At 62.5% G+C, this 23286-nt stretch carries 19 protein-coding genes; 8 read left to right on the top strand and 11 right to left on the bottom strand.

Features of this window, described 5'->3' with window-relative positions:
- Window position 1: 1 nt before the first annotated feature.
- The 3 genes from tolQ to ACTJLA_RS24565 form a co-directional block, all read right to left on the bottom strand.
- Entirely contained in the window at window positions 2-694 is a 693-nt protein-coding gene (tolQ, locus tag ACTJLA_RS24575; protein ID WP_198862104.1) for a protein TolQ, read from the bottom strand.
- A 47-nt stretch (window positions 695-741) separates the two neighbouring features.
- Complete coding sequence (locus ACTJLA_RS24570) at window positions 742-2607, bottom strand: phytase (RefSeq protein ID WP_314546410.1); 1866 nt, start codon at window positions 2605-2607, stop codon at window positions 742-744.
- Between the two features lie 170 nt (window positions 2608-2777).
- Window positions 2778-5288, bottom strand: coding sequence for a TonB-dependent receptor (locus ACTJLA_RS24565; RefSeq protein WP_314546408.1), 2511 nt, complete (start codon window positions 5286-5288; stop codon window positions 2778-2780).
- Between the two features lie 655 nt (window positions 5289-5943).
- Here ACTJLA_RS24565 and ACTJLA_RS24560 point away from each other — a divergent pair.
- Together ACTJLA_RS24560 and ACTJLA_RS24555 are read left to right on the top strand one after the other, a co-directional pair.
- Window positions 5944-6858, top strand: coding sequence for a GGDEF domain-containing protein (locus tag ACTJLA_RS24560; protein WP_034127396.1), 915 nt, complete (start codon window positions 5944-5946; stop codon window positions 6856-6858).
- 1 nt (window position 6859) lies between these two features.
- The gene (locus ACTJLA_RS24555; protein WP_034127395.1) at window positions 6860-7897 is read left to right on the top strand and encodes an AraC family transcriptional regulator; all 1038 of its coding nucleotides are present in this window, start codon (window positions 6860-6862) and stop codon (window positions 7895-7897) included.
- On the opposite strand, the gene ACTJLA_RS24550 is transcribed toward ACTJLA_RS24555, so the two are convergent.
- The 5 genes from ACTJLA_RS24550 to ACTJLA_RS24530 form a co-directional block, all read right to left on the bottom strand.
- Entirely contained in the window at window positions 7884-8765 is an 882-nt protein-coding gene (locus tag ACTJLA_RS24550; RefSeq protein WP_057974875.1) for a LysR family transcriptional regulator, read from the bottom strand. The genes ACTJLA_RS24555 and ACTJLA_RS24550 overlap by 14 nt on opposite strands.
- A 244-nt stretch (window positions 8766-9009) precedes the next feature.
- Complete coding sequence (gene ycaC / locus ACTJLA_RS24545) at window positions 9010-9627, bottom strand: isochorismate family cysteine hydrolase YcaC (protein WP_003191905.1); 618 nt, start codon at window positions 9625-9627, stop codon at window positions 9010-9012.
- Window positions 9628-9656: 29 nt separating this feature from the next.
- Window positions 9657-11495, bottom strand: coding sequence for an amidohydrolase (locus ACTJLA_RS24540; protein ID WP_057974876.1), 1839 nt, complete (start codon window positions 11493-11495; stop codon window positions 9657-9659).
- A complete protein-coding gene (locus ACTJLA_RS24535) occupies window positions 11492-12082 on the bottom strand; it encodes an antibiotic biosynthesis monooxygenase (RefSeq protein ID WP_314546399.1) in 591 nt (196 codons plus the stop codon). Before ACTJLA_RS24535 ends, ACTJLA_RS24540 begins: the two co-directional genes overlap by 4 nt.
- A gap of 204 nt (window positions 12083-12286) precedes the next feature.
- Window positions 12287-13195 (bottom strand): LysR family transcriptional regulator, encoded by a 909-nt coding sequence (locus ACTJLA_RS24530; RefSeq protein ID WP_003191909.1) that lies wholly within the window; start codon window positions 13193-13195, stop codon window positions 12287-12289.
- A gap of 205 nt (window positions 13196-13400) precedes the next feature.
- Between ACTJLA_RS24530 and ACTJLA_RS24525 the strand changes: the two genes are divergently transcribed.
- Window positions 13401-13799: a helix-turn-helix domain-containing protein gene (locus tag ACTJLA_RS24525; protein WP_034127392.1), complete on the top strand. Its 399-nt coding sequence runs from the start codon at window positions 13401-13403 to the stop codon at window positions 13797-13799.
- A 58-nt stretch (window positions 13800-13857) separates the two neighbouring features.
- Complete coding sequence (locus ACTJLA_RS24520; RefSeq protein WP_314546396.1) at window positions 13858-16620, top strand: ATP-binding protein; 2763 nt, start codon at window positions 13858-13860, stop codon at window positions 16618-16620.
- Here ACTJLA_RS24520 and ACTJLA_RS24515 read toward each other — a convergent pair.
- Window positions 16567-18021 (bottom strand): winged helix-turn-helix domain-containing protein, encoded by a 1455-nt coding sequence (locus ACTJLA_RS24515; protein ID WP_314546395.1) that lies wholly within the window; start codon window positions 18019-18021, stop codon window positions 16567-16569. The two genes, ACTJLA_RS24520 and ACTJLA_RS24515, sit on opposite strands and share 54 nt — an antisense overlap.
- 150 nt (window positions 18022-18171) lie before the next feature.
- Window positions 18172-19122: a GlxA family transcriptional regulator gene (locus ACTJLA_RS24510; RefSeq protein ID WP_089041876.1), complete on the bottom strand. Its 951-nt coding sequence runs from the start codon at window positions 19120-19122 to the stop codon at window positions 18172-18174.
- Between the two features lie 182 nt (window positions 19123-19304).
- Here ACTJLA_RS24510 and ACTJLA_RS24505 point away from each other — a divergent pair, with 182 nt between their 5' ends.
- Both ACTJLA_RS24505 and ACTJLA_RS24500 read left to right on the top strand, forming a co-directional pair.
- Window positions 19305-20027, top strand: coding sequence for a pirin family protein (locus ACTJLA_RS24505; RefSeq protein ID WP_057974881.1), 723 nt, complete (start codon window positions 19305-19307; stop codon window positions 20025-20027).
- Between the two features lie 145 nt (window positions 20028-20172).
- Window positions 20173-20559: a hypothetical protein gene (locus ACTJLA_RS24500; protein ID WP_078467263.1), complete on the top strand. Its 387-nt coding sequence runs from the start codon at window positions 20173-20175 to the stop codon at window positions 20557-20559.
- Between the two features lie 109 nt (window positions 20560-20668).
- On the opposite strand, the gene ACTJLA_RS24495 is transcribed toward ACTJLA_RS24500, so the two are convergent.
- Window positions 20669-21139: an Lrp/AsnC family transcriptional regulator gene (locus ACTJLA_RS24495; RefSeq protein ID WP_014718112.1), complete on the bottom strand. Its 471-nt coding sequence runs from the start codon at window positions 21137-21139 to the stop codon at window positions 20669-20671.
- A 123-nt stretch (window positions 21140-21262) separates the two neighbouring features.
- On the opposite strand from ACTJLA_RS24495, the gene ACTJLA_RS24490 reads away from it, so the two are divergent.
- Window positions 21263-22507 (top strand): methionine gamma-lyase, encoded by a 1245-nt coding sequence (locus tag ACTJLA_RS24490; protein ID WP_089041877.1) that lies wholly within the window; start codon window positions 21263-21265, stop codon window positions 22505-22507.
- Window positions 22508-22736: 229 nt separating this feature from the next.
- Window positions 22737-23286 (top strand): LuxR family transcriptional regulator (locus tag ACTJLA_RS24485; RefSeq protein ID WP_440842304.1); only part of this gene is annotated, 550 nt, incomplete at its 3' end.

The raw sequence follows: 23286 nt of genomic DNA, 5'->3' as shown, positions 1-23286 counted from the left end.
TTCAGGCGGCCACGGCCAGGTTGTTCGAGGTACCGCGCAGTGTGCGGTGCAGGTGCACTTGCAGCTCATTGCCAAAAGCGTAGTAGCGCGTGAGCAAAGTCTGGCTGCGGGCCGCAAAGCGGTTATAGGCGACTACTGCCGGAATCGCCGCAAACAGGCCAATGGCCGTGGCAATCAAGGCTTCTGCTATACCGGGTGCCACGGTCGATAGCGTAGCCTGTTGCACCTGCGACAAGCCGAGGAACGAATTCATGATGCCCCATACAGTCCCGAACAGGCCGATATAGGGGCTGACCGACCCCACCGTCGCCAGAAACTGCAGGCCTTTTTCCAGCTCCAGCTCCTGGTCGGTGATCGCAACCTGCAAGGCGCGCTCCACACCCTCGAGCACTGCCGGATCGTGGTGGTGCAGATGCTGGTATTCCTGCATGCCGGCAATAAAGATCGGCGCCACACCGCCCTCGCCCGCCTGCACGGTGTCGCGATACAAGGGTTGCAGGTCCGACGCCACGCGAAAGCGCGCCAGGAAGCCGTTGAGCTGCCGTTCCAGACCACGCAGTACACTGCTGCGCTGAATGATCAGGTACCAGCTGAGCAAGGAAGCCAGCAGCAAAGTGACCATCACAGCCTTGACCAACAGGCTGGCGTCGCTGATCAAACTCCAGATCGTCATATGTTCCATCGTCGCGTGCATGGTAAAGCTCCTATTCGATTAAAAACGGATGACTGCGTGATGACAGCTCAGGGTAATTTCAACGCGCGGCTCACCTCGGCCCAGGGCACGAACTTGAAGTTCTGGGCTTGCTCGGGCATGCGCTTGCGCCCGTCCTGCACCACCAGCATGCCCTGGCTCCATGGCCCACCGAGGTTGACGGCAGTGACCTCCAGGCCATCGGTTTCCGAGGCGCCATCAATGCCTGCGGCCGCATTGAGGCCAACGCGCAAGGCGCCGTGCACAGCGAATGGCGGCTCGGCGTCCAGCACCAGGTAGCTGTCATTGCCTTGGCTGGAGATCACCAGGTAATCCCGCGCGGGGCTTTGATACAGCGCCAGGCCTTCGACATCTGCGTGCAGTTGCGGGCCGACTTTGATCACCGGAGTGAGCGTGGCCGGTTGGTCGGCACGGGCATCCATCGCCCACACACCGACATCTTCCTCACCGATAAACAAGCGTTGGCGCTGGTCATCGGCCACACAGCCCTCGGGCTGGCTGTCGACCTTGAACTGACGCACCAACTCGCCCTGCACACGGCCAGCCGGTGCACTCAGGCGGTATTGCAGGAAGGTGCCATCCTTGTCATTGGCGAACGCGTAGAGCTCACCGCTGGCAGGCTGGTACAGACAGATGCCGTAGATGTCCTTGAGTGGCGTGGGGACCTCACCGGCTTCAAGCAACTCGCCGCTCTGGCGGTCGATGCTGAACAGGCTCAGGCTATTGCGGTCGCGATTACTCGCCACGGCCAGGTCGACGGTGTGCGTACCGAGTTTGAAGCCAGAGCGTATGTCGACATTGTTCAGGCGCCCCACTGCCAGCTCCTGCAACAGCTTGCCGTCAAGATCGTAGGCCAGCAGGCCCTGTTTCTTGTTGGTCCCCAGCACGCGACTTTTGGCCGGCGTTTCAGGGTGAACCCAGATGGCCGGGTCATCCGCCGCGTCGCCTTGGCGACCCACGGGTTCGGTCTGGCGCAGTGCGGCGACTTGCGCAAGTATCGGCGCAACCGGCACCGGCGTGGCTTGCCAGTCAAGGCGGCCCTGATAGAGCTGCTCGCTGTCGTCGTCCCGCACCAGCACCTGCCGGCCCTGTATCACCAACTGCTCCGGTTCCTTGAGGCCCGGCAAGGCCAGGCTGGGTTGCTCAACCCAACGTTCCCCGACTTGCTGGAACAGGTGCAATTGCGCGGTTTTCGAGTCCAACGCGAGCATCCCGCCCGGCACCAGTGCCATGGCGCCTGCTTCGCGCTGGGGATCGTAGAACAGCGCCACGGGCGTGCGCTTCACCTCGGCTTCCGGGTGCGCCGGGTAGGCCCACCAGCCGACGTTTTGCTCGTTCACCACCAATCGCTCGGCCGCATCATCCACTTGGCAGTATTGCGCCGATGGCGGCAGTGGCAGGCTGCGAACACGCTGCGCCTGGGCCAACAGCGTCGAACCATTGCCCACCAGCCACTGCTCGCCCTTGCCCTCTTCACCGACCAGAAACACAAACAGGTTGGCCGCCGAATCGCGATAGAGGCACAGGCTATTTACCGCGAAGTCGCGGGTCGGCAGGTACAGCGGCGTACCCCAGGTTTTGCCGGCGCCATCGAGACCGATCAGCAAGGCCTGCTGGCGGTCGTTATCGAGGCTTGCGATCAGCGATTGAGTGCCGGCAGCGCGGGTGTCGAGGCTGCTGAAACGGCCTTTGAAGCGGGCCAGTTCGACGCCTTTATCGTCGAGCAGCAGCAGGCCGTCGCGGGCACTGGCCGCTACGCGCTGGGTGCCGCCGGGCAGGAAGGCCACGGCTTGGGCGTTCAGGCTGGGTGCCCACGGGGTCAACGGTAGGTCAGTGGCGAACGCATTGGCGCTGCTAACCAGTACGACCAGCAGGCACAGCTTGGAAATTCTCATGAACAGACAATCCTTCGAAAACAATGGAGATCCCGTTTGGGAGGGCTTGCCCTGATGCCCTGTAGGAGCGAGCTTGCTCGCGAAAAACTCCCAGGCGCCGCATTCATTCAGGCGCCCCGCGTCATCGTTGAAGTTTTTCGCGAGCAAGCTCGCTCCTACAGGGGCCAGGGTTAGAAATGGGTGAAGGTCAGGCCCAACTTGTAGGTGGGGCCGTACTCTTCGTACTGGCCGTTGTAGCTACGGTGGCCGGTGTAGACGAAGTACGACTCGTCGGTGAGGTTCTGTGCCTCGAAGCTGACCTGCAGGTTCTTGGTCAGTGAGTAGCGCGCACTGAAATCAACGAAGGTTTGCGCGTCGACGTGCAGGTCATGGGCCTTGTCATTGATCGACGCCAACTCATACAAATAGGCCGATTTGTAATTGGCCGACAGGCGCAGGCTGAGGGTGTCGTCTTCCCAGCCGAGCATCAGGTTGCCGACCGTGTCCGACTGGTTGGGCAGGCTGATGTTGCGCTTGCGATTGCGCCCACTGGCACTGTCGAAGCCCTCGATGTCCGCGCTGGAACGGCTGAAGGTGCTGTTGGCACCGATCATCAGGCCGTTCCATGGCGCAGGCAGCCAGTCGAACTTCTGTGAGTAGGCCAGTTCCAGGCCATACAGTTTGGCGCTGTCGCCGTTGGCAAAGGTGTGCGCCTCGGCGAAGTTGGCCCAGGCACCGGTACCAGCCACGTCGGTGTTGTAGACGAAGTTCTGGACGTCTTTGTAGAACACGAAGGCCGACACGGTACCGGCACGGCCCATGAAATGCTCGATGCCCAGGTCCAGGTTGCTCGATTCCAGAGGCTTGAGGTCCGGGTTGCCGAACGTGGCCTCGTCATCGTCGATCACAAAACCCGGGGCCAGTTGGCCAAAGGTCGGACGCACCACCGATTTGGTCCAGGCGGCGCGCACCTGGGTGTTCTTGTCAATCTGGTAGCGCGCATGCAGGCCCGGCAGCCAGTGGTGATAACGGCGCTTGGTCTCGGTGGCGCTGAACTGGCCGTCCGTGGCACCGGTGCCCTTGGCTTCGAACTCGGTACCCTCGTAACGCATACCGGCGATGAAGCGCCAGTCGTCAATATCGACGGTGTTCATCAGGTAGCCGGCATTGATGTCTTCGCGGATGGTGAAGTCGTTGACAGTGGATTCGGTCGGGTCATAGAAGTCATCGCGATTGAGGCCGCCGATCAACTGGCGGATATTGCCCGCGCTGATACCTGGGCCAAAGCGGCCGAGGCGGTAGTCGACGTTGCCCTTCTGGAACTGCGTGAGGTTGAGTTGTTCATCGCTCAAGCCCTGTTCATCCAGGTCCTTGTAGACCCAGGCCTCCAGGTCATTGTCCTTGTGGCGCCGGCTGACCTTGCCGCCGAACTTGAACTGGGATGCGTAACCGCTGAAGTCATAGTCGCGGGCCAGGTCCAGGCGCAGGTTCTTCTCGGTGTCCTGGGTGTGCTGTTTTTCCCAGTCGACTTTGTCCAGGCTGAAATTGGCGGGGTCGTAGAAACCGCTACCAACGAGCGGGCGCGGCTTGGCCGTGTCGTAGAAGCCGCTGTCGGCAAAGTCACCGCCGTCGAAGGTCGCACCGGCAATATGCCCCGGGCTGTCTTCACTGGAGCGGCTGTAACCGGCCTGGCCGCTCAGGGTCCACAGGCCGAGCATGCGTTCACCGCCCACTACGTAGGACTGGATTTGCTGGGTTTCCTCGCGGTTCTTGAGCTTGCGTTTGCCCTCGGCGTCGCCCAATTCGCCGGGCGCTTGCGGGTCAGCGAACTCGAGGCTGGCAGCGTTGCGGGTTTCGGTGTCCTTGTAGCGACTGTAGAGGGTGCGCAGGTAGTAGCTGCTCAGGTCATCGGGCTTGTAATCGAAGTTAAGGCCACCACCGGCGCGTTCACGGCTGATGTCGTAGTCGCGCTGCTCGAATTCGTTGAGCCGGGCGCCGTTGCTGAAGTCCCAGGCGCCGCCGGTTTCGACGTTGTCCGAGCCGAAATCACGCTTCTGCCAACTGAGGGCCGCGGCCACGCCAAAGTTGTCGATACCGTCGCCGAGGCTGAACCGGTTACTGGCGGCGCCGGAGAATTTCGGGCTGGTCTGGTGCGTGTTCTTGTCGTAACTGGCCTCGGTGCTGCCGGTATAGAACAGGCCCTTGTGATCGAACGCCGAGAGGCTCTTCACATCGACGGTGCCGCCGAGGGAGTTGGCGTCCATGTCCGGTGTGAGCGTCTTGATCACCGACAGCGACTGCACCAACTCCGAAGGCAGAACATCGAGGGCCACGGCGCGGCGCTCGCTCTCGGGGGATGGCACCAGGGTGCCGTTGATGGTCACGCTGTTGAGGTCCGGGCCCAGGCCGCGCACGCTGACAAAGCGGCCTTCGCCCTGGTCACGTTCAACGCTGATGCCCGGCAAGCGCTGCACCGCCTCGGCAACGTTCTCATCCGGCAACTGGGCGACGCCGTCGGCATGCACCACGCTCTTGATACTGTCGGAAGAGCGCTGCTCCTTGAGGGCGCTGTCGATCGCAGCGGCTTGGCCGACCACATCGACATGCTCGGTGGCCGCTTCCGCGGCGTTGAGCCGCTCGCAGGCTATCGCCAGAGCCAAGGCGGTAAGCGTAAAGCTGACGAGCCCGGTGCGCTTGTACATGAAACCCTCCCCAAGAATCCGTTGGCGCCAGGCAAGGGGCCCGGCAACTGGGAGGGCAAGCTAGGGATGGGGCGTGACGGTTCTGTGACAGGGTTGCGGGCAGAGCCTGTCAAAGCGGGGTTTACAGGCTTCTGGAGGGTACAAATGAGCTGAAATGACCTCACTCAACCTGTGGGAGCTGGCTTGCCGGCGAAGGCGGCGGTTCGATCGACAGAGAAGTCGAATGTGCCGCTCAGGTAACCACGATGCGAAGCGAGCCGCTCTTGATCTTGATCTTGCTCTTGATCTGCTTTTGATCTCAGGCGCCCCCCCAAATCACTGGCGGATTACGGGCACACCGAGCCTGGGCGAGGTGCCGAGTGGTGGGGCAAGAGCCCTTTTGGTTACTTTTGGGGCTCTTTTCCAAAAGTGACCCGCTGTAAGAGCGGAACCCTAAGTGGCCGTTACCGCAGGAAGGGATATGTACTCGGTCTGACACCCTGTGTCGACTGTCAGGCCGCTATCGCAGGCAAGCCAGCTCCCACATGGGTTCCATGTTCAGCTGAAAAATGTGCCAAGGGCATGAGCTGATTCGACCCTCCCCGCCCGTCATCCAACCGTCACATCCATCTGCTGTGCTGGCGCCCATTACTCATTTGCCCAAGGACCCGTGGCCATGTTTTCCGTGCTCAAACCCCACCGCTGGAAACTCGCATTGCTCCTGATCGCCGCCAACCTCGGGCTGATCCTGCACCTGGCCTGCGGCGAGCTCAAGAGCGTCAGCGAATGGGTGTGGCTGGATATCATCGGCGAAGGCGGTTCGGCGCTGCTCGCGCTGATCTGGCTGGGTCTGGTACTGAAAAGCCGCCCCGCCGGACGGGTCACCCAATACCTGGCGCTGGGGCTGTCGTGCATCTTTTTTTCCTGGTGGATCGACAGCCTCGACGAATTCATCCGCCTGCCTGACAGCATCTCCTGGGATCACTGGCTGGAGTCAGGGCCAATGCCGTTGGGCATGATCCTGCTGACGATTGGCATTTATCACTGGCACCACGAACAACTGGCGATCAGCGCACAGATGGAAAAACGCGAGCGGTTGTTTCGCGAGCATCGGCTGTTCGACAAACTCACGCCCCTGGCCGGTGCCGACTACCTCAAGCGCCAACTCGCCGACAGCCTGCGCGACAGCCAAGCGCAGCAACAACCACTGTCGTTGTTGGCCCTGGACCTGGACAACTTCGCCACCATCAACCAGGCCTACGGGCATGCCGAGGGTGATGCGGTGCTACAGGCTGTCAGCCATGTGCTGTTGCTCAACCTGCGCCGCCAGGACCTGTTGTGCCGCCTGGCGGGCGATCGTTTTGTGGTGCTGCTGCCCAACACCGGCGAGCGCCAGGCCCAGGGCCTGGCGCTGGAGTTGCAACACGCGGTGCAGAGCCTCGCCCACAAGACCCGGCAACAGGGCGAACGCCTGCAACTGACGGCGACCACGGCGGTGGTGATGGCCTTGCAAGAGTCACCTCACGAGCTGCTCAAGCGGCTGAATATGGGCCTGGCCCGGGCCAAGCAACCCCTTGCGAAAAGTGCCTGAAATGGCCGTGAAAACCAGCTGGTATGAAAACGACAGCCGCTTCATCCCCGGTCACTATCAACCCGCCACGTTGATCGACCTGGGCTTGTCCCGGGACATCGACAGCCATCGCCTACTGCGCGGCACCGGCCTGTTCCACGAAGACATCCTGGCCGGCAATGCGCGGTTGAGCCCGCAGCAGTTCCTGGGTTTGATCGGCAACAGCCGCAAACTGCTGGATGCCGATGACAGCAGTTTCCTGTTTGGCCAACGCCTGCTGCCCGGCTACTACGGCGCCGCCAGTCATGCGCTGGGGCATGCACAGAACCTTCATCAGGCCCTGGATATCCTGATCCAGCAACAAGTGCTGCTCAGCCCGCTGGCCACGCTGCAACTGGAGCTGGATGAGCACCACGCTTACCTGTATTGGTTGGACAGTTGCGGCGCCGGCGAACACTGGCGCTTTCTGCTCGAAGCCAGCATGACTTCACTGGTTGCCATGAGCCAATGGCTCAGCGGCCAGCGCTTGCCGTGGGTGTGCAGCTTCAGCCACGCCGAACCTCGGTATGTCGAGCAATACTGGGTGCATCTGGGCGAACACACGCGCTTCGAACGCCCTCTGAACATGATGTGCCTCCCCCGTGAATACCTCACCCACACCTGGCCGGGTGCTTCGGCCACGGCGGGCCAGGTCGCGCGCCAGCAAGCCCTTGAACAAATCGAGCAACTGGGCTTTGCCACAAGTTTTCTGGACTGCCTCGATGCCTACCTGCGCGAACACGTGCGCCAGCCACCAAGCCTGGAACAGGCCGCCCACACCTTCGCCATGAGCCCGGCCACGCTAAAGCGCAAGTTGCAACGGCACGACACCGGTTTTCAGCAACAGGTCGACCGGGTGCGCAAGCATGTGGCGTTGCACCTGTACCAGGCCAAGGGGTGGAGTAACGAGCAAGTAGCGGCGTACCTGAATTTCAACGATGCGGCGAATTTTCGGCGCTCGTTCAAGCGGTGGACGGGCAGCACGCCCAACCTGATCCGCCAACTGTTCAGCAGCCGCTAGCCAGGCGTTCGCGCAGGAACTCCACCAGCGCTTGCACCGGGCGTGAACTCTGGCGGTGCTGCGGGTACACCGCCGACAGGGTCAAGGCCTCAGGAGCGAAGTCCTCCAGTACCTTGACCAGACGCCCATCCTTCAAGGCGTCGCTGACAATGAACGTCGGTAGGTAGGTAACGCCCAAACCGGCTATCGCGGTATCGCGCAGCAGGTCACCGTTGTTGACGCGCATGCGCCCACTGACGCTCAACGCTTGCACCTTGCCTTTGAAACGCCATTGCACCTGACGGCCGTGGCCGTAAGGCAGGCAGTCGTGCGTGGCTAAATCCTCGGGTTTCAATGGCGTACCCCGCAGCGCCAGGTAGTCGGGGCTGGCGCAATACACCCGCTCGATAGCGGCGATCCGCCGGGCGATCAGGGTGGAGTCTTCCAGGGTGCCGATGCGCAGCACCAGGTCGTAGCCTTCGCCGATCAAGTCCACCGGGCGGTCGCTCAGGTCGACTTCAACGCAGACCTGCGGATGCTGGCGCAGGAACAACGGCAACAGGCAACCCAGGTGCGCCATGGCGAACGACAAGGGTGCACTGAGGCGAATGGTGCCGCGGGGTTCGCTGTTCTGGCCGGCGATGCCTTGCTCCACTTGCTCCACCTCACCGAGCAGGCGCAAGGCCGACTCGTAGTAACTCTGGCCCAGCGGCGTGACGTCCAGGCGCCGTGTGGAGCGGTTGAGCAGGCGTACGCCCAGGCGGTCTTCCAGTTGGATCAGGCGGCGGCTGACGAATTGCTTGGACAAGCCCAATTGCTCGGCGGCGGCAGTGAAACTGCCGGATTCCATGACCTGGCAGAACAGGCGCATGTCTTCGAAGGGGTTCATTGTCGCTTCTCAGGGGACGATAGGCTGTTTTATAGCCCGTCAGTGGTCACACCACAAACCAAAATGTGAACACCATCAAATGTTGGAGCTGTGTCAGGCGCTGATGTTGTGGGCAATATAAACCCATGTGGGAGCTGGCTTGCCTGCGATAGCGGTGTATCAGCCAGCAATACTGTTGACTGATGCATCGCAATCGCGGGCAAGCCCAGCTCCCACAGGGTTTTGCGGTGTTTTACAGAGCAGGTTACTTGGCAGCGAACGCCGAGTAGCTGTTCATCAGGTTGCGGTAGTTGGGAATGCGCGGCGAAAGCAGGTTGGCCAGGCCTTCCATATCGTTGCGCCAGTCCACTTGCAGCTCGCAGGCCACCGAGAACCAGTTGACCAGTTGCGCACCGGCGGCGGTCATACGCGCCCAGGCGGCTTGTTGCACGGTTTCGTTGAAGGTGCCGGAAGCGTCGGTGACCACGAAAACCTCGAAGCCTTCGTCAAGGGCACACAGGGTCGGGAATGCCACGCACACGTCGGTCACCACACCGGCAATGATGATCTGCTTGCGGCCGGTCGCCTTGACGGCCTTGACGAAATCTTCGTTGTCCCATGCGTTGATCTGGCCAGGGCGCGGAATGTACGGCGCGTCGGGGAACAGTTCTTTGAGCTCAGGCACCAGCGGGCCGTTGGGGCCGCTTTCAAAGCTGGTGGTCAGGATGGTCGGCAGGTTGAAGAACTTCGCCACGTCGGCCAGGGCCAGCACGTTGTTCTTGAACTCGTTGGGGGAGAAATCCTGCACCAGGGAGATCAGGCCGGTCTGGTGATCAACCAACAGCACAACAGCATCGTCTTTGTTCAAGCGCTTGTAAGTCATGGGTAACTCCTTTGGGGATGGGGTGTTTTTCAAAAAGCAAAGCAGGAGCAGCCGAACGCCCCCCAGAAACCCTGGAAGTCGCTGACCGGCACGCTGGAAAGGCGCGCTTTTTCATGGCTGTGGGCATGCACGCCACAAGGGCCGCTGCACTGGTGAACCTGGGCCTGCATCGGCGACGTCGGGCGCCAGTGCCCTGGCACCTTGACCACCGGCGACCAGTCGGGCAGCACCGGTACCCGTGGCGGTGCGAAATCTTCGAAGTCGCCAGCGCCGTACACGACCTTGCCGCCGACCACTGTCAGCACCGACTCGATCCACTTGATAGCTTCTTCCTCGACACTGAAAAAGTCCGCCGACAACGCGGCGACATCCGCCAATTGGCCGACCTTGATCTGGCCTTTCTTACCCTGCTCGGAGGAGAACCAGGCGCTGCCGTGGGTGAACAGCTCCAATGCGGTAAGGCGCGGCAAGCCCTCGGCGTGCAGCTCCAGGCCACCGACGGTACGGCCGCTGACCATCCAGTACAGCGAGGTCCAGGGGTTGTAGCTCGACACGCGGGTGGCATCGGTGCCCGCCCCAACCGGCACGCCTTCGGCCAGCATGCGCTTGATCGGCGGTGTGGCTTCGGCGGCCTTGGCGCCGTAGCGCTCGACGAAGTATTCGCCCTGGAACGCCATGCGATCCTGAATCGCAATACCGCCACCAAGGGCACGCACGCGTTCGATGTTTTTCGGGGTGATGGTTTCGGCGTGGTCGAAGAACCACGGCAAGCCATTGAACGGAATATCGCGGTTGACCTTCTCGAACACGTCAAGCATGCGCGAGATGGACTCGTCGTAAGTGGCGTGCAGACGGAACGGCCAGCGCTGTTCCACCAGGTGGCGCACCACCGGTTCCAGCTCCTGTTCCATGGTCAGCGGCAGGTCCGGGCGGGGCTCGAGGAAGTCTTCAAAGTCCGCCGCCGAGAACACCAGCATCTCGCCGGCCCCGTTATGGCGCAGGTAGTCATCGCCCTGATGCAGGGTGACGCTGCCGGTCCAGTTCTTGAAGTCGCTGAGCTCTTCCTTGGGCTTCTGGGTGAACAGGTTGTAGGCGATGCGCACCGTCAACTGTTGATCCTTGGCCAGTTGCTCGATCACCGCGTAGTCATCGGGGTAGTTCTGGAAGCCGCCGCCGGCATCGATGGCGCTGGTCAGGCCCAGGCGATTGAGTTCCCGCATGAACTGGCGGGTGGAGTTGACCTGGTATTCCAAAGGCAGTTTCGGGCCCTTGGCCAAGGTCGCATACAGGATCATCGCGTTAGGCCGCGCCACCAGCATGCCGGTGGGGTTGCCGTTGCTGTCGCGCACGATCTCACCGCCCGGCGGGTTCGGCGTGTCCTTGGTGTAGCCCGCCACCCGCAGGGCTGCGCGGTTGAGCAAGGCGCGGTCGTACAAGTGCAGCACGAACACCGGGGTGTCCGGGGCGGCCTGGTTGAGTTCTTCCAGGGTGGGCATGCGCTTTTCGGCGAACTGGAATTCGTTCCAACCGCCCACCACGCGTACCCATTGCGGCGTGGGCGTGCGGTCGGCCTGGTCCTTGAGCATGCGCAAGGCATCGGCCAGGGACGGCACGCCTTCCCAGCGCAGTTCAAGGTTGTAGTTCAACCCGCCACGAATCAGGTGCAAGTGCGAGTCGTTGAGGCCGGGAATTACGGTGCGGCCCTTGAGGTCGATGACCTGGGTGCCGCTGCCGCGCAGGGCCATGGCTTCGCCGTCGGTACCCACGGCGACAAAGCGCCCTTGGTGGATGGCCACGGCGGTGGCGCGTGGGTTTTCCCGGTCCACGGTGTGGAACTGGCCATTGAACAGAATCAGATCGGCGTTCATAGGGTTTCCTTTACAGAGGCTTCAAGCCAGGGAGCGAACAGGCGGGTGGCCGCCGGCATCAGCAGGTACACCACCAGCAACACGATGGTCAGGGTGACCAGGAAGGTGGAGACCACGTAATTGGACAGAAACGGGTGCAACCGCAGGATCGGCCCCCAGATAAACGGCAGCAGCAGGGTTTGCGGCAGGATCACAAACAGGCTGACCACTGCCTGCTTCCAGCGCGGCGGCTTGGCACCGCCCTCGGCCTGGGGCGTGAACCAGAATTCATTGGCCGCGCCGATTTCCGTCCGGTCGCCGTCCGCCAGCATCGGCGCGGCTTCGTCGATCAGAGCCTGGCGTTGCGGGGAGCCGAGCCACAGCTCAAGGGCGCTGGTGGAGCGATAGCGCAGCACGCAAGTGAACAGCGCCATGCCGTTTTGCTGGCTGCGCACCACGTCAACACCAAGGTGCCCAGGGCGTTCGCCCGCGATGCGCACGATGCGGCGCAACCAGGCTTCGTACTCGACTTCAAAGCCGGGTTTGACCCGGTGCTTGACGACCAGGGTGACGACTTCGTCGGGGCTGGTGTTGGTGGTTGAATCCATGGCTGAGTGCTTCCCCGGGGTATTGAGCGATGGGGAGAGTCTGGCGGCTTGGCGGCTGGGGAGAATTGGATGTATGTGCTGTTTGGCTTGTTGCAGGAGCGGGCTTGCGCGCAAAAAACGTCAACGATACCCCCTACTTTCTGAATAAACGTGGCGCCTGGGAGTTTTTCGCGAGCAGGCTCGCTCCTGCAATTGCCGGCAAAGCTATGTGGCCCGCGCCATATGCTCCGCAATCCTGCCCCTCAACCACCGCTCCGCCGGGTCGTTGTCATGCACCCCGCTCCACACCATCGACAGCTCCGCCGCATCAATCGCAAACGGCGGGTCCTCGGCGCGCAGACGTGTGCCTTCGGTCAGCGCGCACGCGGCGTAATCGGGCACGGTCGCGATAATCTGCGTCCCCGCCAGCAACGCCCGTAACCCGCTGAACTGCGGCACCGCCAGCACCACGCGGCGCGAGCGGCCGATGCGGGCCAGGTCCAGGTCGATATTGCCGCTCAGGTCACCGGAGAACGACACCATTGCATGGGGCCTGGCGCAGTAATCATCCAAGGTCAGCGGCGCCTCGCCGTCATCGCCGCGCAGGACCTTGCAGGGGATATCGCGCAGCTTCTTGCGCTTGGCATTGGCCGGCAGGTCGGTGGTGTAGCTAACCCCCACGGAAATTTCACCGCTGGCCAGCAGCGAAGGCATCAACAGGTAATTGGCGCGGCGCACCACCACGATGATGCCTGGCGCTTCTTCGCGCAGGCGGCTGAGTAACGACGGAAACAGCCCGAACTCCGCATCATCGGACAGGCCGATACGAAACACCGCGCAGCTGGTGGAGGGGTCGAAATCCTTGGCGCGGCTGACGGCGCCCGAGATGGTGTCCATGGCAGGTTGCAGCTCCTTGAGTATCGCCAGTGCGCGCGCTGTGGGTTCCATGGCACGGCCGTTACGCAGCAGCAACGGGTCGTCGAACAAATCGCGCAAACGGCCCAGCGCGGCGCTCACTGCCGGTTGGCCGATAAACAGTTTTTCGGCGACTCGGGTCAGGTTTTTCTCGAACATCAAGGCTTCGAAAATCACCAGCAGGTTCATATCGACGCGGCGCAGATCGTTGCGGTTCATGGGCGCTATCCAAACGTTTTCCAAGGGGCCAGGGAAGCATGCACTGCACGCCTGGGATTGCATAGCTGTGCTGTCTTTTCCGGCACCGCACCTGGCGAAATTAACAACGATTAACTCGTCAGCCAGGCGCTCCGGCAACAAGATGAAGCGCGTCTACACTGCACCCATCCACCGGGAACGTTCCCATCGACTGCGGATATTTGTCATGGCCCGACTCGAGCAATATTCCCCCCGGTTGCCCGCCACCGGTGGCCTGTGCCCCCGGCGCGAGCGCATCGCCAAGCAACTGATCCTGGCCAACCTCGGCGAAAGCCTGGCGATCGCCGACCTGGCCCAGGCCTGCGCCTTGTCGCGCAGCCATTTTTCCCGCGCCTTCAAGTGCACCACCGGGCTGTCGCCCCAGGAATGGATTCGCCAGCAACGCATCCAGCGCGCCAAGGAACTGATTACCGGCTCGTCCCTGAGCCTCACACAGATCAGCCTCGAATGTGGCTTTTGCGACCAGGCGCACTTCTGCCATATGTTCACCCGCAGCGAAGGCGTCAACCCGATGACCTGGCGAAACCACCACTCGCGCAGCAAACCTGATGTGATCGCTGCCTAGTGGTCTGCACGTACCTGGAATATGCTGGTCGCTCCCTTCCTCCAGAACCTGGGCAGCCATGAATGACTTGAGCGACCAGGCCGTGCATTTCGGCCCCTACCGCATCCACCCGCGCCAGCGCCTGGTGCTGGAGGCCGGCCGCCCGCTGCGCCTGGGGCGGCGGGCGGTGGACATTCTGCTGATCCTGCTGGAGCACGCCGGCAATGTGGTGAGCAAACAGGAGTTGATCGCAAGGGTCTGGCCCAAAAGCGTGGTGGAAGACGGCAACCTGCGGGTGCACATGGCTGCGTTGCGCAAGGCACTGGGCGACGGCCAGGCCGGGCAGCGCTATATCGTCACGGTCGCCCAGCGCGGCTACAGTTTTGTTGCGCCACTGAGCATCGAACCCATGACGCTGCCCACCGACGGTGCGCCCCAACGCCCCAGCCATAACCTGCCCCTGCGGCGCACGCGCATGATCGGCCGCCAAGCGCTGATCGACGCCCTGGTACAACAACTGCCGCAGCAGCGCTTTATCACCCTGACCGGCGCCGGTGGCATCGGCAAGACCACCGTCGCCCTGCGCGTCGCGGAATTGCTGATCGGGCATTACAGCGACGGTATTCACCTGCTGGACCTGGCGCCGCTCAGTGCCGCGTCCATGATCCTGCCCAACCTGGCCGCCCTGCTCGGCCTGACACCGGGCGAGAATGCCTCCCTGGCCAGCCTCGCCCGCAGCCTGCAGGCACGCCAGATGCTGCTGGTGATCGACAACTGCGAGCACCTGCTCGACGACATCGCCCTGATCAGTGAAACCCTGCTGCGCCATGCACCGCACCTGCACATCCTCACCACCAGCCGCGAAGCCCTGCGCGCCGAAGGTGAATATGTGCAGCGCCTTGAACCGCTGGCCTGCCCGCCCGCCACCGGCAACCGCGCCCAGGCCCTGGGTTACCCGGCCATGCAATTGCTGATCGAGCGCGCCATGTCCCACCAGGAGAGCTTTGCCCTCAGCGACGCTGAACTGCCCCTGGCGATTGATATCTGCCAGCGCCTGGACGGCATTCCCCTGGCGATCGAACTGGTGGCCGCGCAAATTGAACGGTTTGGCTTGCCGGGCCTGCTGGTGCAGATGGAAGACAACTTTCGCCTGCTGACCCGCGGCCGACGCAGTGCCCTGCCACGCCAGCAAACCCTGCGCGCCACGCTCGACTGGAGCTTTGACCTGCTCACCGCGTGCGAACAAATCTGCCTGCGCCGCCTGGCGGTCTTCCGTGGCGGCTTCAGCCTGGTCAGCGCAGCGGCGGTGATCGCCGGGGAGCAAGTGGCCCCCGCCGAAGTGCTGGGCTCCATTACGCAACTGGTGGCCAAGTCGTTGTTGAACGTGGAAGCAAGCGATGACGAGATGGTCTATCGCCTGCTGGACATCACCCGCACCTACGCCCTGGAAAAGCTCAGCCAGGCCTGCGAACTGCATGCCACACGAGAGCGCCACGCTGCACGCTGCCTGGCGCTGATGGAACAGGCCCAGGGCGACTGGGACCTGATCGCCACACAGCCGTGGATCGACCGTTACGCACCGCTGCGCGAAGACGTGCGTGCCGCCCTCGACTGGGGCTTTGCTGACGACGGTGCGCAGCTGCTGGCTATCCGCCTGACGGTCAGCGCGATGCCGCTGTGGCAAGAGTTGTCGTTGCTGCGTGAGCACGGCGGCTATGTGGACCAGGCGCTGGCGCTGATCGGCCAGGTCACCGCGCCCTGCACGCAATTGACCCTGCAACTGCAATTGGCCCTGGGCAGCCTCTCCTACCACGCCATGGGCGCCGCACCTCGGACCATTGCGGCATTCGAGGGTGCCGCACGCCTGGCCGAGACAACCCAGGACCTTGGCGGCCAGTTGCGGGCGGTCTCCGGGCTGATGGCGGTGAACCTGTGCGCCGGGCGCTACGGCCCAGCGCAGGCGCTGAGTGTGCAGTTTGAACGCCTCGACCCACGCACCGAGCCGTTGCTGGGCCTTAGCGCGCAGCGGCTGCGTGCGCTGGGTCAGCATTACACCGGCAACCAGACGCTCGCCCGGCACCACGCCGAGCAGGTGCTGCAGCGCATGTCCCAAAGCGGTCACGTGAACCGCTTTGCCTTCGGGGTTGGCGTGCAGTACGACCAGGGCGTCGCCTCCTTGACCGTGCTGGCGCGAATCCTGTGGTTGCAGGGCTTTCCCGAGCGCGCCTGGCGCACCGCCAGTCAGGCTTTGGAGTTGGCGCTACAGATCAACCACGGCACCTCGATTTGCTACACCCTGGCCCTGGCTGGGGTGGTGATCGCCCGCTACAACGGCGCCGAAGACGACGCCCAAGCCCTGCAAAGGCTGCTGCTGGAGCAGTCGCACAAGCATTCTGTGCAGTTGTTCCAGACCTGGGCCGGACATTACGCCGGTATTCTTGGCCAACCGGATTGGCAGGGCCTGGGTCTGATCCAAGACACCTTGATCACCTTCGGCACCCATGCCGTGGATGCACCAACCCTGGAACGTGCGCGCAGTGGCGCTGCGGGCTGGTGCGCCCCGGAGATTCTGCGGGTGTACGCCTTGCAGCTAGAGGATGAGCACACCACTGAAACCCTGCTGCTGGAGGCGCTGGGCCTGGCGCACCAGCAAGGCGCCCTGGCCTGGGAGCTGCGCTGCGGCGCAGCCCTGGCGCAACTGTGGCAACAGCAGGGGCGCATTCAGCTCGCCAGGGACTTGCTCAGTTCAATCCACGCACGTTTCAGCGAAGGCTTCGCCACTCAGGATCTACTGCGCGTGCGCTGCCTGCTCGACGAGTTGCAGGACAAACGGCCGGCCTGAGAACGCGCCCAGGCAAGGCGCGTAGCCCTGCTGCAAACGCGCGACCTGACGCGGGTCGCGCAGTTGCCCCAGGGCGTAGCTGCGCACACAGTTGAGCAGCCGATAGCGCGCCGGGCCCAGGCCGGGCTCGACGCTCAGCAGCGAGACGTTGACCAGGCGCGCCAGCAGGTAAGACAGGTCGGCATGTTCGAGCTCGGTACCGGTCACCAGGTCACTCAGGGTGGGTAAGGTGACTGCCATCTTGAACAGACTCAATTGCAGAAACAGCCAGCACTCCGGCAGGCTCAAGCGCTCGTAGCTCCAATCCAGGGCCGCGGTCAGTGAGCGATGGCGCTCCACTGCCGTGCGGCGCCCACGGGCCAGCACTTGCAAGCCTGTGCGTACTTGCATCTGCACACCGCCGATGCCCAACGCATCCACCTGGGCGGCCGCCAATTCCAGGGCCAACGGCAGGCCGTCCAGACGCCGACACAGGTCGCCCAGCGGCGCCAGGTCCTGGGGTCGCAAATCAAACCCCTGCTGATTGGCACGCGCGCGCGCCACGAACAGTTGCACCGCAGGACAGGCCATCGCCTGCTCGACATTGGCCAACGCCTTTGGCGACGGCACTGCCAGCCGAGGCACACGTACTATCCACTCGCCAGGGGCCAGCAAGGCTTCGCGACTGGTGATCAGCACGCTGATGCCCGGCGCCGCCTCGCGTAGCGCACGCATCAGTTGTCGACACGCGCCCAGCAGCAGGTCAGCGCCGTCGAGTACCAGCAACACGTGGCGCGAGGCCAGGCGCCGGCCCAGTTCGTTGAGGCTCGCGGGCGTCGAATGCAACTGCAACACCCTGGCCAGGCTACCGAGCAGTTCGCTCGGGGTTTGCACAACGGCCATGTCGACCCACCATACGCCGTCGCGATAACGCGGCAATACCCGCTCGGCCAGGGCCAGGGCCAGCGTGCTCTTGCCAATGCCGGCCACGCCGGTGAGGGTCAATAACCGCTGCACAGGCAACCGTCGCGCCAGCACGCCCACCAGTTCATCTCGCCCCCACACCGGGCTGAGCCGTGCAGCCAGGTTGTGCTGAGGCAGCAGCGTCGGCAGCGCGTCCTGCGCAGGCGCAGCGAAGCAGTAACCGCGCTGGGGGTGATTGAGGATCCAGCGTTGGCCGTCAAGGGCACGACGCAGCGCTGCGATATGCACACGCAGGTTGCTGTCTTCAACGACGCTGTTGGGCCACACCCGTTCGATCAAGGTCGCCTTGCTGACGAAGTGCCCGGGCGCTTCGAGCAGTACTGCGAGAATATCCAAGGCTCGCCCGCCCAGTGGCACCGGCCAGCCCGCCTTGCTGACCAGGCGCTGCTGCCGATGAAAGGTGTAGGGGCCAAAGCTCACCGCCGTACCATTTTGCATGTCCGTCAAAGCGCTGAAACACCCGTGCTTGAGTGCCTGCGCATCCTTTTTCCATGGGCTCGACGCTATCTTGCCAGTTGGCGATGACAGGACAATGCTGGCACGGGGAGCGATACGGACAATCGGGTGCCTGAGACGGACATGGTGTCGTTAACTGAACTGTTGTCGGTATTGGGTAGGGTTCAGCCCGAGCTTTTCGCTGAACAGAAAACGCATATGCCGTACGCTGCCAAAGCCTGCGTGGAAGGCCACGGTCTTGAGCGGCAGGTCGGTGGTTTCCAGCAGGTGCCGGGCCCGGTCGATGCGCGCGCCCTGCAGGAACGCCATGGGCGTCATCTGCACGTCCTTGGCGAACAGCCGCGCGAAGTGGCGCGCGCTCATTCCGGCCAACTCAGCCATGGACTCGATGGTAAAGGGTTGATCCAGATGCGCCAGGACGTGGTTCTGCACGCGGGTGATCGGAGTTTCCTGAGGCGCCACGGCGGCAGTCATCGGGCTGAACTGGGCCTGGCCGCCCTGGCGCTTCATCACCACCAGCAGCACTTTGGCCACATCCACCGCCACTTGCTTGCCATGGTCTTGGGCCACGACCGACAGGGCCAGGTCGATACCCGCAGTGACGCCGCCAGAGGTAATCAGGCGCCCGTCCTGCAAATAGATGCGATCGGTCTCGACGATGGCGCCGGGAAACGCCTTGATCAACCGCTCGGTGTAGTGCCAATGGGTGGTCACGCGGTGCCCGTCGAGCAAACCTGCGTGGCCGAGCACAAAAGCGCCGGTGCAGATCGAGCCAAAACGCCGAGCCCGTGGCGCCGCAGCTTTGAGCCAGGGCAACAACGCGGGGTGGCATTCGTTATAGGCGCCGGGGCCGCCCGGCACCAACAGCAGGTCATAAGCCGCCTGGGCCTGTTCCAACAGCAGGTCGGTCTGCACGCTCACGCCATTGGAGGCCTGCAACGGACCGGGCTCAGTGCCGATGGTCAGGATCTGGTAGTGGTCGGCCGTCGGCAGGTAGCGGTTGGCAATCGAAAACACTTCCAGCGGCCCGGCCATGTCGAGCAGCAGGAAGTCCGGGAACAGCGCCATGGCCACGGTTTTCATAAGCGGGAAATGTCCATCGAGAAGGAGTGCGACGGGCATTATGGCACGACTTTGACTGTCAACCTGAAAGAGACAGTTATTCTATTTTCATCTTCTTAATCAATCATTCGTTAACCATTAACCTTCTTCTCAACGCAAGCGCTCTGCATCTCGCAGCCCGCGCTCACTTGAGGACTGGACCCATGCTGACCCTTCGCAAAGCTTCCGAACGCGGCGCCGCCAATCACGGTTGGTTGAAGTCGTTCCACACCTTCTCTTTCGCCAACTACTGGAACCCCAAGGAACAGGGTTTTTCCGACCTGCTGGTGATCAACGACGACCGCGTCGCCGCAGGCAAAGGCTTCGGCCAGCACCCGCACCGTGACATGGAGATCTTCTCCTACGTGCTCGAAGGCGCGCTGGAACACAAGGACACCCTGGGCACCGGCTCGGTGATCCGCCCCGGCGATGTGCAACTGATGAGCGCGGGCAGCGGCGTAGCCCACAGTGAGTTCAACCACAGCCAGCGTCATGGCGTGCACTTCCTGCAAATCTGGATCGTGCCCAACGAAGCAGGCGCCAAGCCGCGCTATCAGCAGGAGCACTTCACAGAAGCGCAAAAACGCGGGCGTTTGCAGTTGATCATCTCGCCGGAGGGCACCAACGGTTCGCTGAAAGTGCGCCAGGACGCACGGGTATATGCCGGGCTGTTCGACGCTGACGAAAGTGCCCGCCTGGAGCTGGCACCGGATCGCTACGCCTACATCCATGTGGCGCGCGGCAGCGTTGAACTCAACGGCCAGCGCTTGCAGGAAGGCGACGGTGTACGCGTACGGGACGAACGCCAGATCCGCCTGAGCCACGGCGAAGACGCTGAAGTACTGGTGTTTGACCTGCGCCCCAACGAACTGCCGCAAATGCCATGACGGCCGCAGTGATGGTCCCGCCAGCGGGACCATCGTTGGCATCGATAGTCACCATCAGCGCAATGAAGTTCTCTAAAAAAATGCAACGCGTAACATCAAACCCATGCCAAACGGCACCCAACTAAAACACTCGGAGCACATCATCATGAAACGCCAACTCTTGCTTAGCCTCGCTTTCTCGGTACTCGCTGCAAACGCTTTTGCCCACCCGGTTGTCGCTGAAGGCGGCGCGGATCGCCTGATAGAAACCCGTGTTGCCGAAGGTGGCGCGGATCGTCTGCAAGAACGTGGTTTGGCTGAAGGCGGTGCTGATCGCTTGCAGGAACGTGGTCTGGCTGAAGGCGGTGCTGATCGTCTGCAGGAACGTGGCCTGGCTGAAGGCGGTGCTGATCGCTTGCAGGAACGTGGCTTGGCTGAGGGCGGTGCTGATCGCTTGCAGGAACGTGGTCTGGCTGAAGGTGGTGCCGATCGCCTGCAGGAACGTGGTCTGGCTGAAGGCGGTGCCGAGCGTCTGCTGAGCACCCACGTATAACCCCGCACTGTTGGCGGGCCCCCCCAAACCGGCCTGATCAGCCGGTTTTTTTTCGTCTTCGATTTGCCTGGGTATCCACACGATGTCGACTGAAGCGCTAAGCCGTGCCTCAACCCGGCAGCGGAATTACCCGCAGCGGCCTTACCGACTTGTAGGAAAAACTCGAATAGATCTCCTTGACGCAAGGCAAGGTCTGCAAGACCTCTCGGGCAAATTCACCGAACGATTCCAGGTCCTTGGCCACCACTTCCAGCAAAAAATCATAGCGCCCAGAGACGTTATGGCACGCCACAATTTCTGGGATGGCCAACAGACGTTGCTCGAACGCCCGGGCAATTTCCTGGGTGTGGCTTTCCATCATGATGCTGACGAACGCGGTCACCCCGTAGCCCAGTGCCTTGGGCGAGAGAATCGCCTGGTAGCCACTGATCACCCCACTTTCTTCCAAGGTGCGCACCCGACGCCAGCACGGTGAAGTGGTGAGCGCCACCCGCTCGGCCAACTCGGCCACGGTCAGGCGGGCATTGCCCTGCAACGCGTTCAAAAGGGCTTTATCGGTGCGGTCCAGCTTGATGGGCATAACGTGCCTCTAATCATTATTTTTATCGGTGTTTGATCCACAAACGCAGGTTTTTCCGGGCTTTTTTGCAAGGTTCATCCGTGGTTATGAGCATAGCATTGTAGGAAATAAGGAGCGCCCGACATGCACAATAAACACACCACATTCGGCTTTTCCACCCGTGCCATACACCACGGCTATGACCCCCAGGACCACCACGGCGCACTCGTCCCGCCGATCTATCTGTCTGCGACCTTCGCCTTTCCCACCGTCGAATACGGCGCCGCCTGCTTTGCCGGCGAAGCCAGCGGCCACTTCTATACGCGCATTTCCAACCCGACCCTGGCCCTGCTGGAGTCACGCATGGCCAGCCTGGAAAACGGCGAGGCCGCCGTGGCGTTCGGCTCCGGCATGGGCGCGATTGCCGCGACGTTCTGGACTCTGTTGCGCCCGGGCGACGAGATCATCGTCAGCCAGACGCTCTATGGTTGTACGTTCGCCCTGCTGCACCACGGCCTGAGCGAATTCGGCATCAAGGTGCGGCATGTCGACCTGACCGACCTCACCGCCCTGCAAGCAGCGTTCTCCCCGGCCACCCGCATGCTCTACTGCGAGACCCCGGCCAACCCCAACCTGCGCCTGATCGACATCGCCGTCGTGGCCGAACTGGCCCATCAGCAGCCGAATGTCACCGTGGTGGTCGATAACACTTATTGCACCCCCTATCTGCAACGCCCCCTGGAACTGGGCGCCGATGTGGTGGTGCACTCGGCCACCAAATACCTCAGTGGCCACGGCGACATCACCGCAGGCATCACGGTGAGCAACCAGGCCCTGGCGCAGCGCATTCGCCTGCAAGGGCTCAAGGACCTGACCGGCGCGGTGATGTCGCCCCAGGACGCCGCATTGCTGATGCGCGGCCTCAAGACCCTGGGCCTGCGCATGGACCGCCATTGCAGCAACGCCCAAGCGGTGGCCGAGGCGCTGCAGGCGCACCCTGCGGTGCAGTGGGTAACCTACCCCGGTCTGCGTTCTTTCCCACAATACGAACTGGCAAACCGGCAAATGAAACTGCCCGGCGGCATGATCGCCTTTGAACTCAAGGGCGGCCTCGAAACCGGCCAGCGCTTCATGAACGCACTGCAACTGTTCACCCGCGCAGTCAGCCTGGGAGATGCCGAATCACTGGCCCAACACCCGGCAAGCATGACCCACTCCACCTACACCCCCGAACAACGGGCGCAGCACGGTATCAGCGAGGGTCTGGTGCGTTTGTCGGTGGGGCTTGAAGACGTTGCCGACTTGCTGGCCGATATCCATCTGGCCCTGGCCAAGTGCAGCGCTGCCAACCTGCGGCCCATTGCGACAGCGGCGTATGCGATGAAATAGCGTCCAACCCCATGGGTTATGCGGTGCCTGGGCGACGGTCGGAAGGATCCGACTGCCGCTCTGCCTGTTTAATGTTTTTTTTCGCAGATTGGATCCCCCTCCTTTAGCCAGGCTGTACTAGCATGTCAGCGGCGGGACGCACTATCACTGCAGGTTATTCACATTAGTTACCTTCTTAACCCCCGTCGCTATAAGGCCCAATACCTGCACGAAACTCATGGACGAATTGATGAACTCACACCTGTTCCCACAGATAGGCAAGGTCATCGCCAGCACCGGCAGCCGCCATTTCCCACGCATGCTGCATGACCTGATCCTCACCCAATTGGCAGTGGACGCCACCCATATCACCCAATTGCAAGTCAGCCGCGAAGGCCTTGGCCGCCGCAAGATCAGCCCGGTGTACACCGATTCGGTGGCGGCTCTGGGCAGCGAGCAACTCGCCGCACAACTGCACCTCACGCGTCGCAAGGACGATGTGCGCTATGTGCTGTCGGTGTATCGCTCGCACCCGTCCGACAGCTTTTCCGCGCAAGAGCGCAGCATGCTCCAGGACTTCTCCACGCTGTTGCTGCCCATGGTGGAAAAACACATCACCGCCCTGCAGCCCTCGCTCCCGGACAGCCCGTGCGCAGTGCCTCAACCCCAGGGCATCGACACGTTGCGCCGACGCATCCAGGAGCGCCTGCTGCAATCGGGGCTGACCTTGTCCAACCGTGAACTGGAAGTGTGCGTAGGCCTGCTGGCCGGGCGCACCGCGCCGGAGTTGGCCGAGCAAT

The organism is Pseudomonas sp. 22072 (assembly GCF_052046095.1).
Classification (GTDB): Bacteria; Pseudomonadota; Gammaproteobacteria; order Pseudomonadales; family Pseudomonadaceae; genus Aquipseudomonas; species Aquipseudomonas paracarnis.
Note: the sequence above shows the minus strand (reverse complement) of the source record. Positions and strands in the feature narration are given on the sequence as shown.

Coding starts and splice junctions, on each gene's coding strand:
- tolQ (WP_198862104.1), bottom strand. CDS start 694: ATGCACGCGACGATGGAACATATGACGATCTGGAGTTTGATCAGCGAC.
- ACTJLA_RS24570 (WP_314546410.1), bottom strand. CDS start 2,607: ATGAGAATTTCCAAGCTGTGCCTGCTGGTCGTACTGGTTAGCAGCGCC.
- ACTJLA_RS24565 (WP_314546408.1), bottom strand. CDS start 5,288: ATGTACAAGCGCACCGGGCTCGTCAGCTTTACGCTTACCGCCTTGGCT.
- ACTJLA_RS24560 (WP_034127396.1), top strand. CDS start 5,944: ATGTTTTCCGTGCTCAAACCCCACCGCTGGAAACTCGCATTGCTCCTG.
- ACTJLA_RS24555 (WP_034127395.1), top strand. CDS start 6,860: ATGGCCGTGAAAACCAGCTGGTATGAAAACGACAGCCGCTTCATCCCC.
- ACTJLA_RS24550 (WP_057974875.1), bottom strand. CDS start 8,765: ATGAACCCCTTCGAAGACATGCGCCTGTTCTGCCAGGTCATGGAATCC.
- ycaC (WP_003191905.1), bottom strand. CDS start 9,627: ATGACTTACAAGCGCTTGAACAAAGACGATGCTGTTGTGCTGTTGGTT.
- ACTJLA_RS24540 (WP_057974876.1), bottom strand. CDS start 11,495: ATGAACGCCGATCTGATTCTGTTCAATGGCCAGTTCCACACCGTGGAC.
- ACTJLA_RS24535 (WP_314546399.1), bottom strand. CDS start 12,082: ATGGATTCAACCACCAACACCAGCCCCGACGAAGTCGTCACCCTGGTC.
- ACTJLA_RS24530 (WP_003191909.1), bottom strand. CDS start 13,195: ATGAACCGCAACGATCTGCGCCGCGTCGATATGAACCTGCTGGTGATT.
- ACTJLA_RS24525 (WP_034127392.1), top strand. CDS start 13,401: ATGGCCCGACTCGAGCAATATTCCCCCCGGTTGCCCGCCACCGGTGGC.
- ACTJLA_RS24520 (WP_314546396.1), top strand. CDS start 13,858: ATGAATGACTTGAGCGACCAGGCCGTGCATTTCGGCCCCTACCGCATC.
- ACTJLA_RS24515 (WP_314546395.1), bottom strand. CDS start 18,021: ATGCAAAATGGTACGGCGGTGAGCTTTGGCCCCTACACCTTTCATCGG.
- ACTJLA_RS24510 (WP_089041876.1), bottom strand. CDS start 19,122: ATGAAAACCGTGGCCATGGCGCTGTTCCCGGACTTCCTGCTGCTCGAC.
- ACTJLA_RS24505 (WP_057974881.1), top strand. CDS start 19,305: ATGCTGACCCTTCGCAAAGCTTCCGAACGCGGCGCCGCCAATCACGGT.
- ACTJLA_RS24500 (WP_078467263.1), top strand. CDS start 20,173: ATGAAACGCCAACTCTTGCTTAGCCTCGCTTTCTCGGTACTCGCTGCA.
- ACTJLA_RS24495 (WP_014718112.1), bottom strand. CDS start 21,139: ATGCCCATCAAGCTGGACCGCACCGATAAAGCCCTTTTGAACGCGTTG.
- ACTJLA_RS24490 (WP_089041877.1), top strand. CDS start 21,263: ATGCACAATAAACACACCACATTCGGCTTTTCCACCCGTGCCATACAC.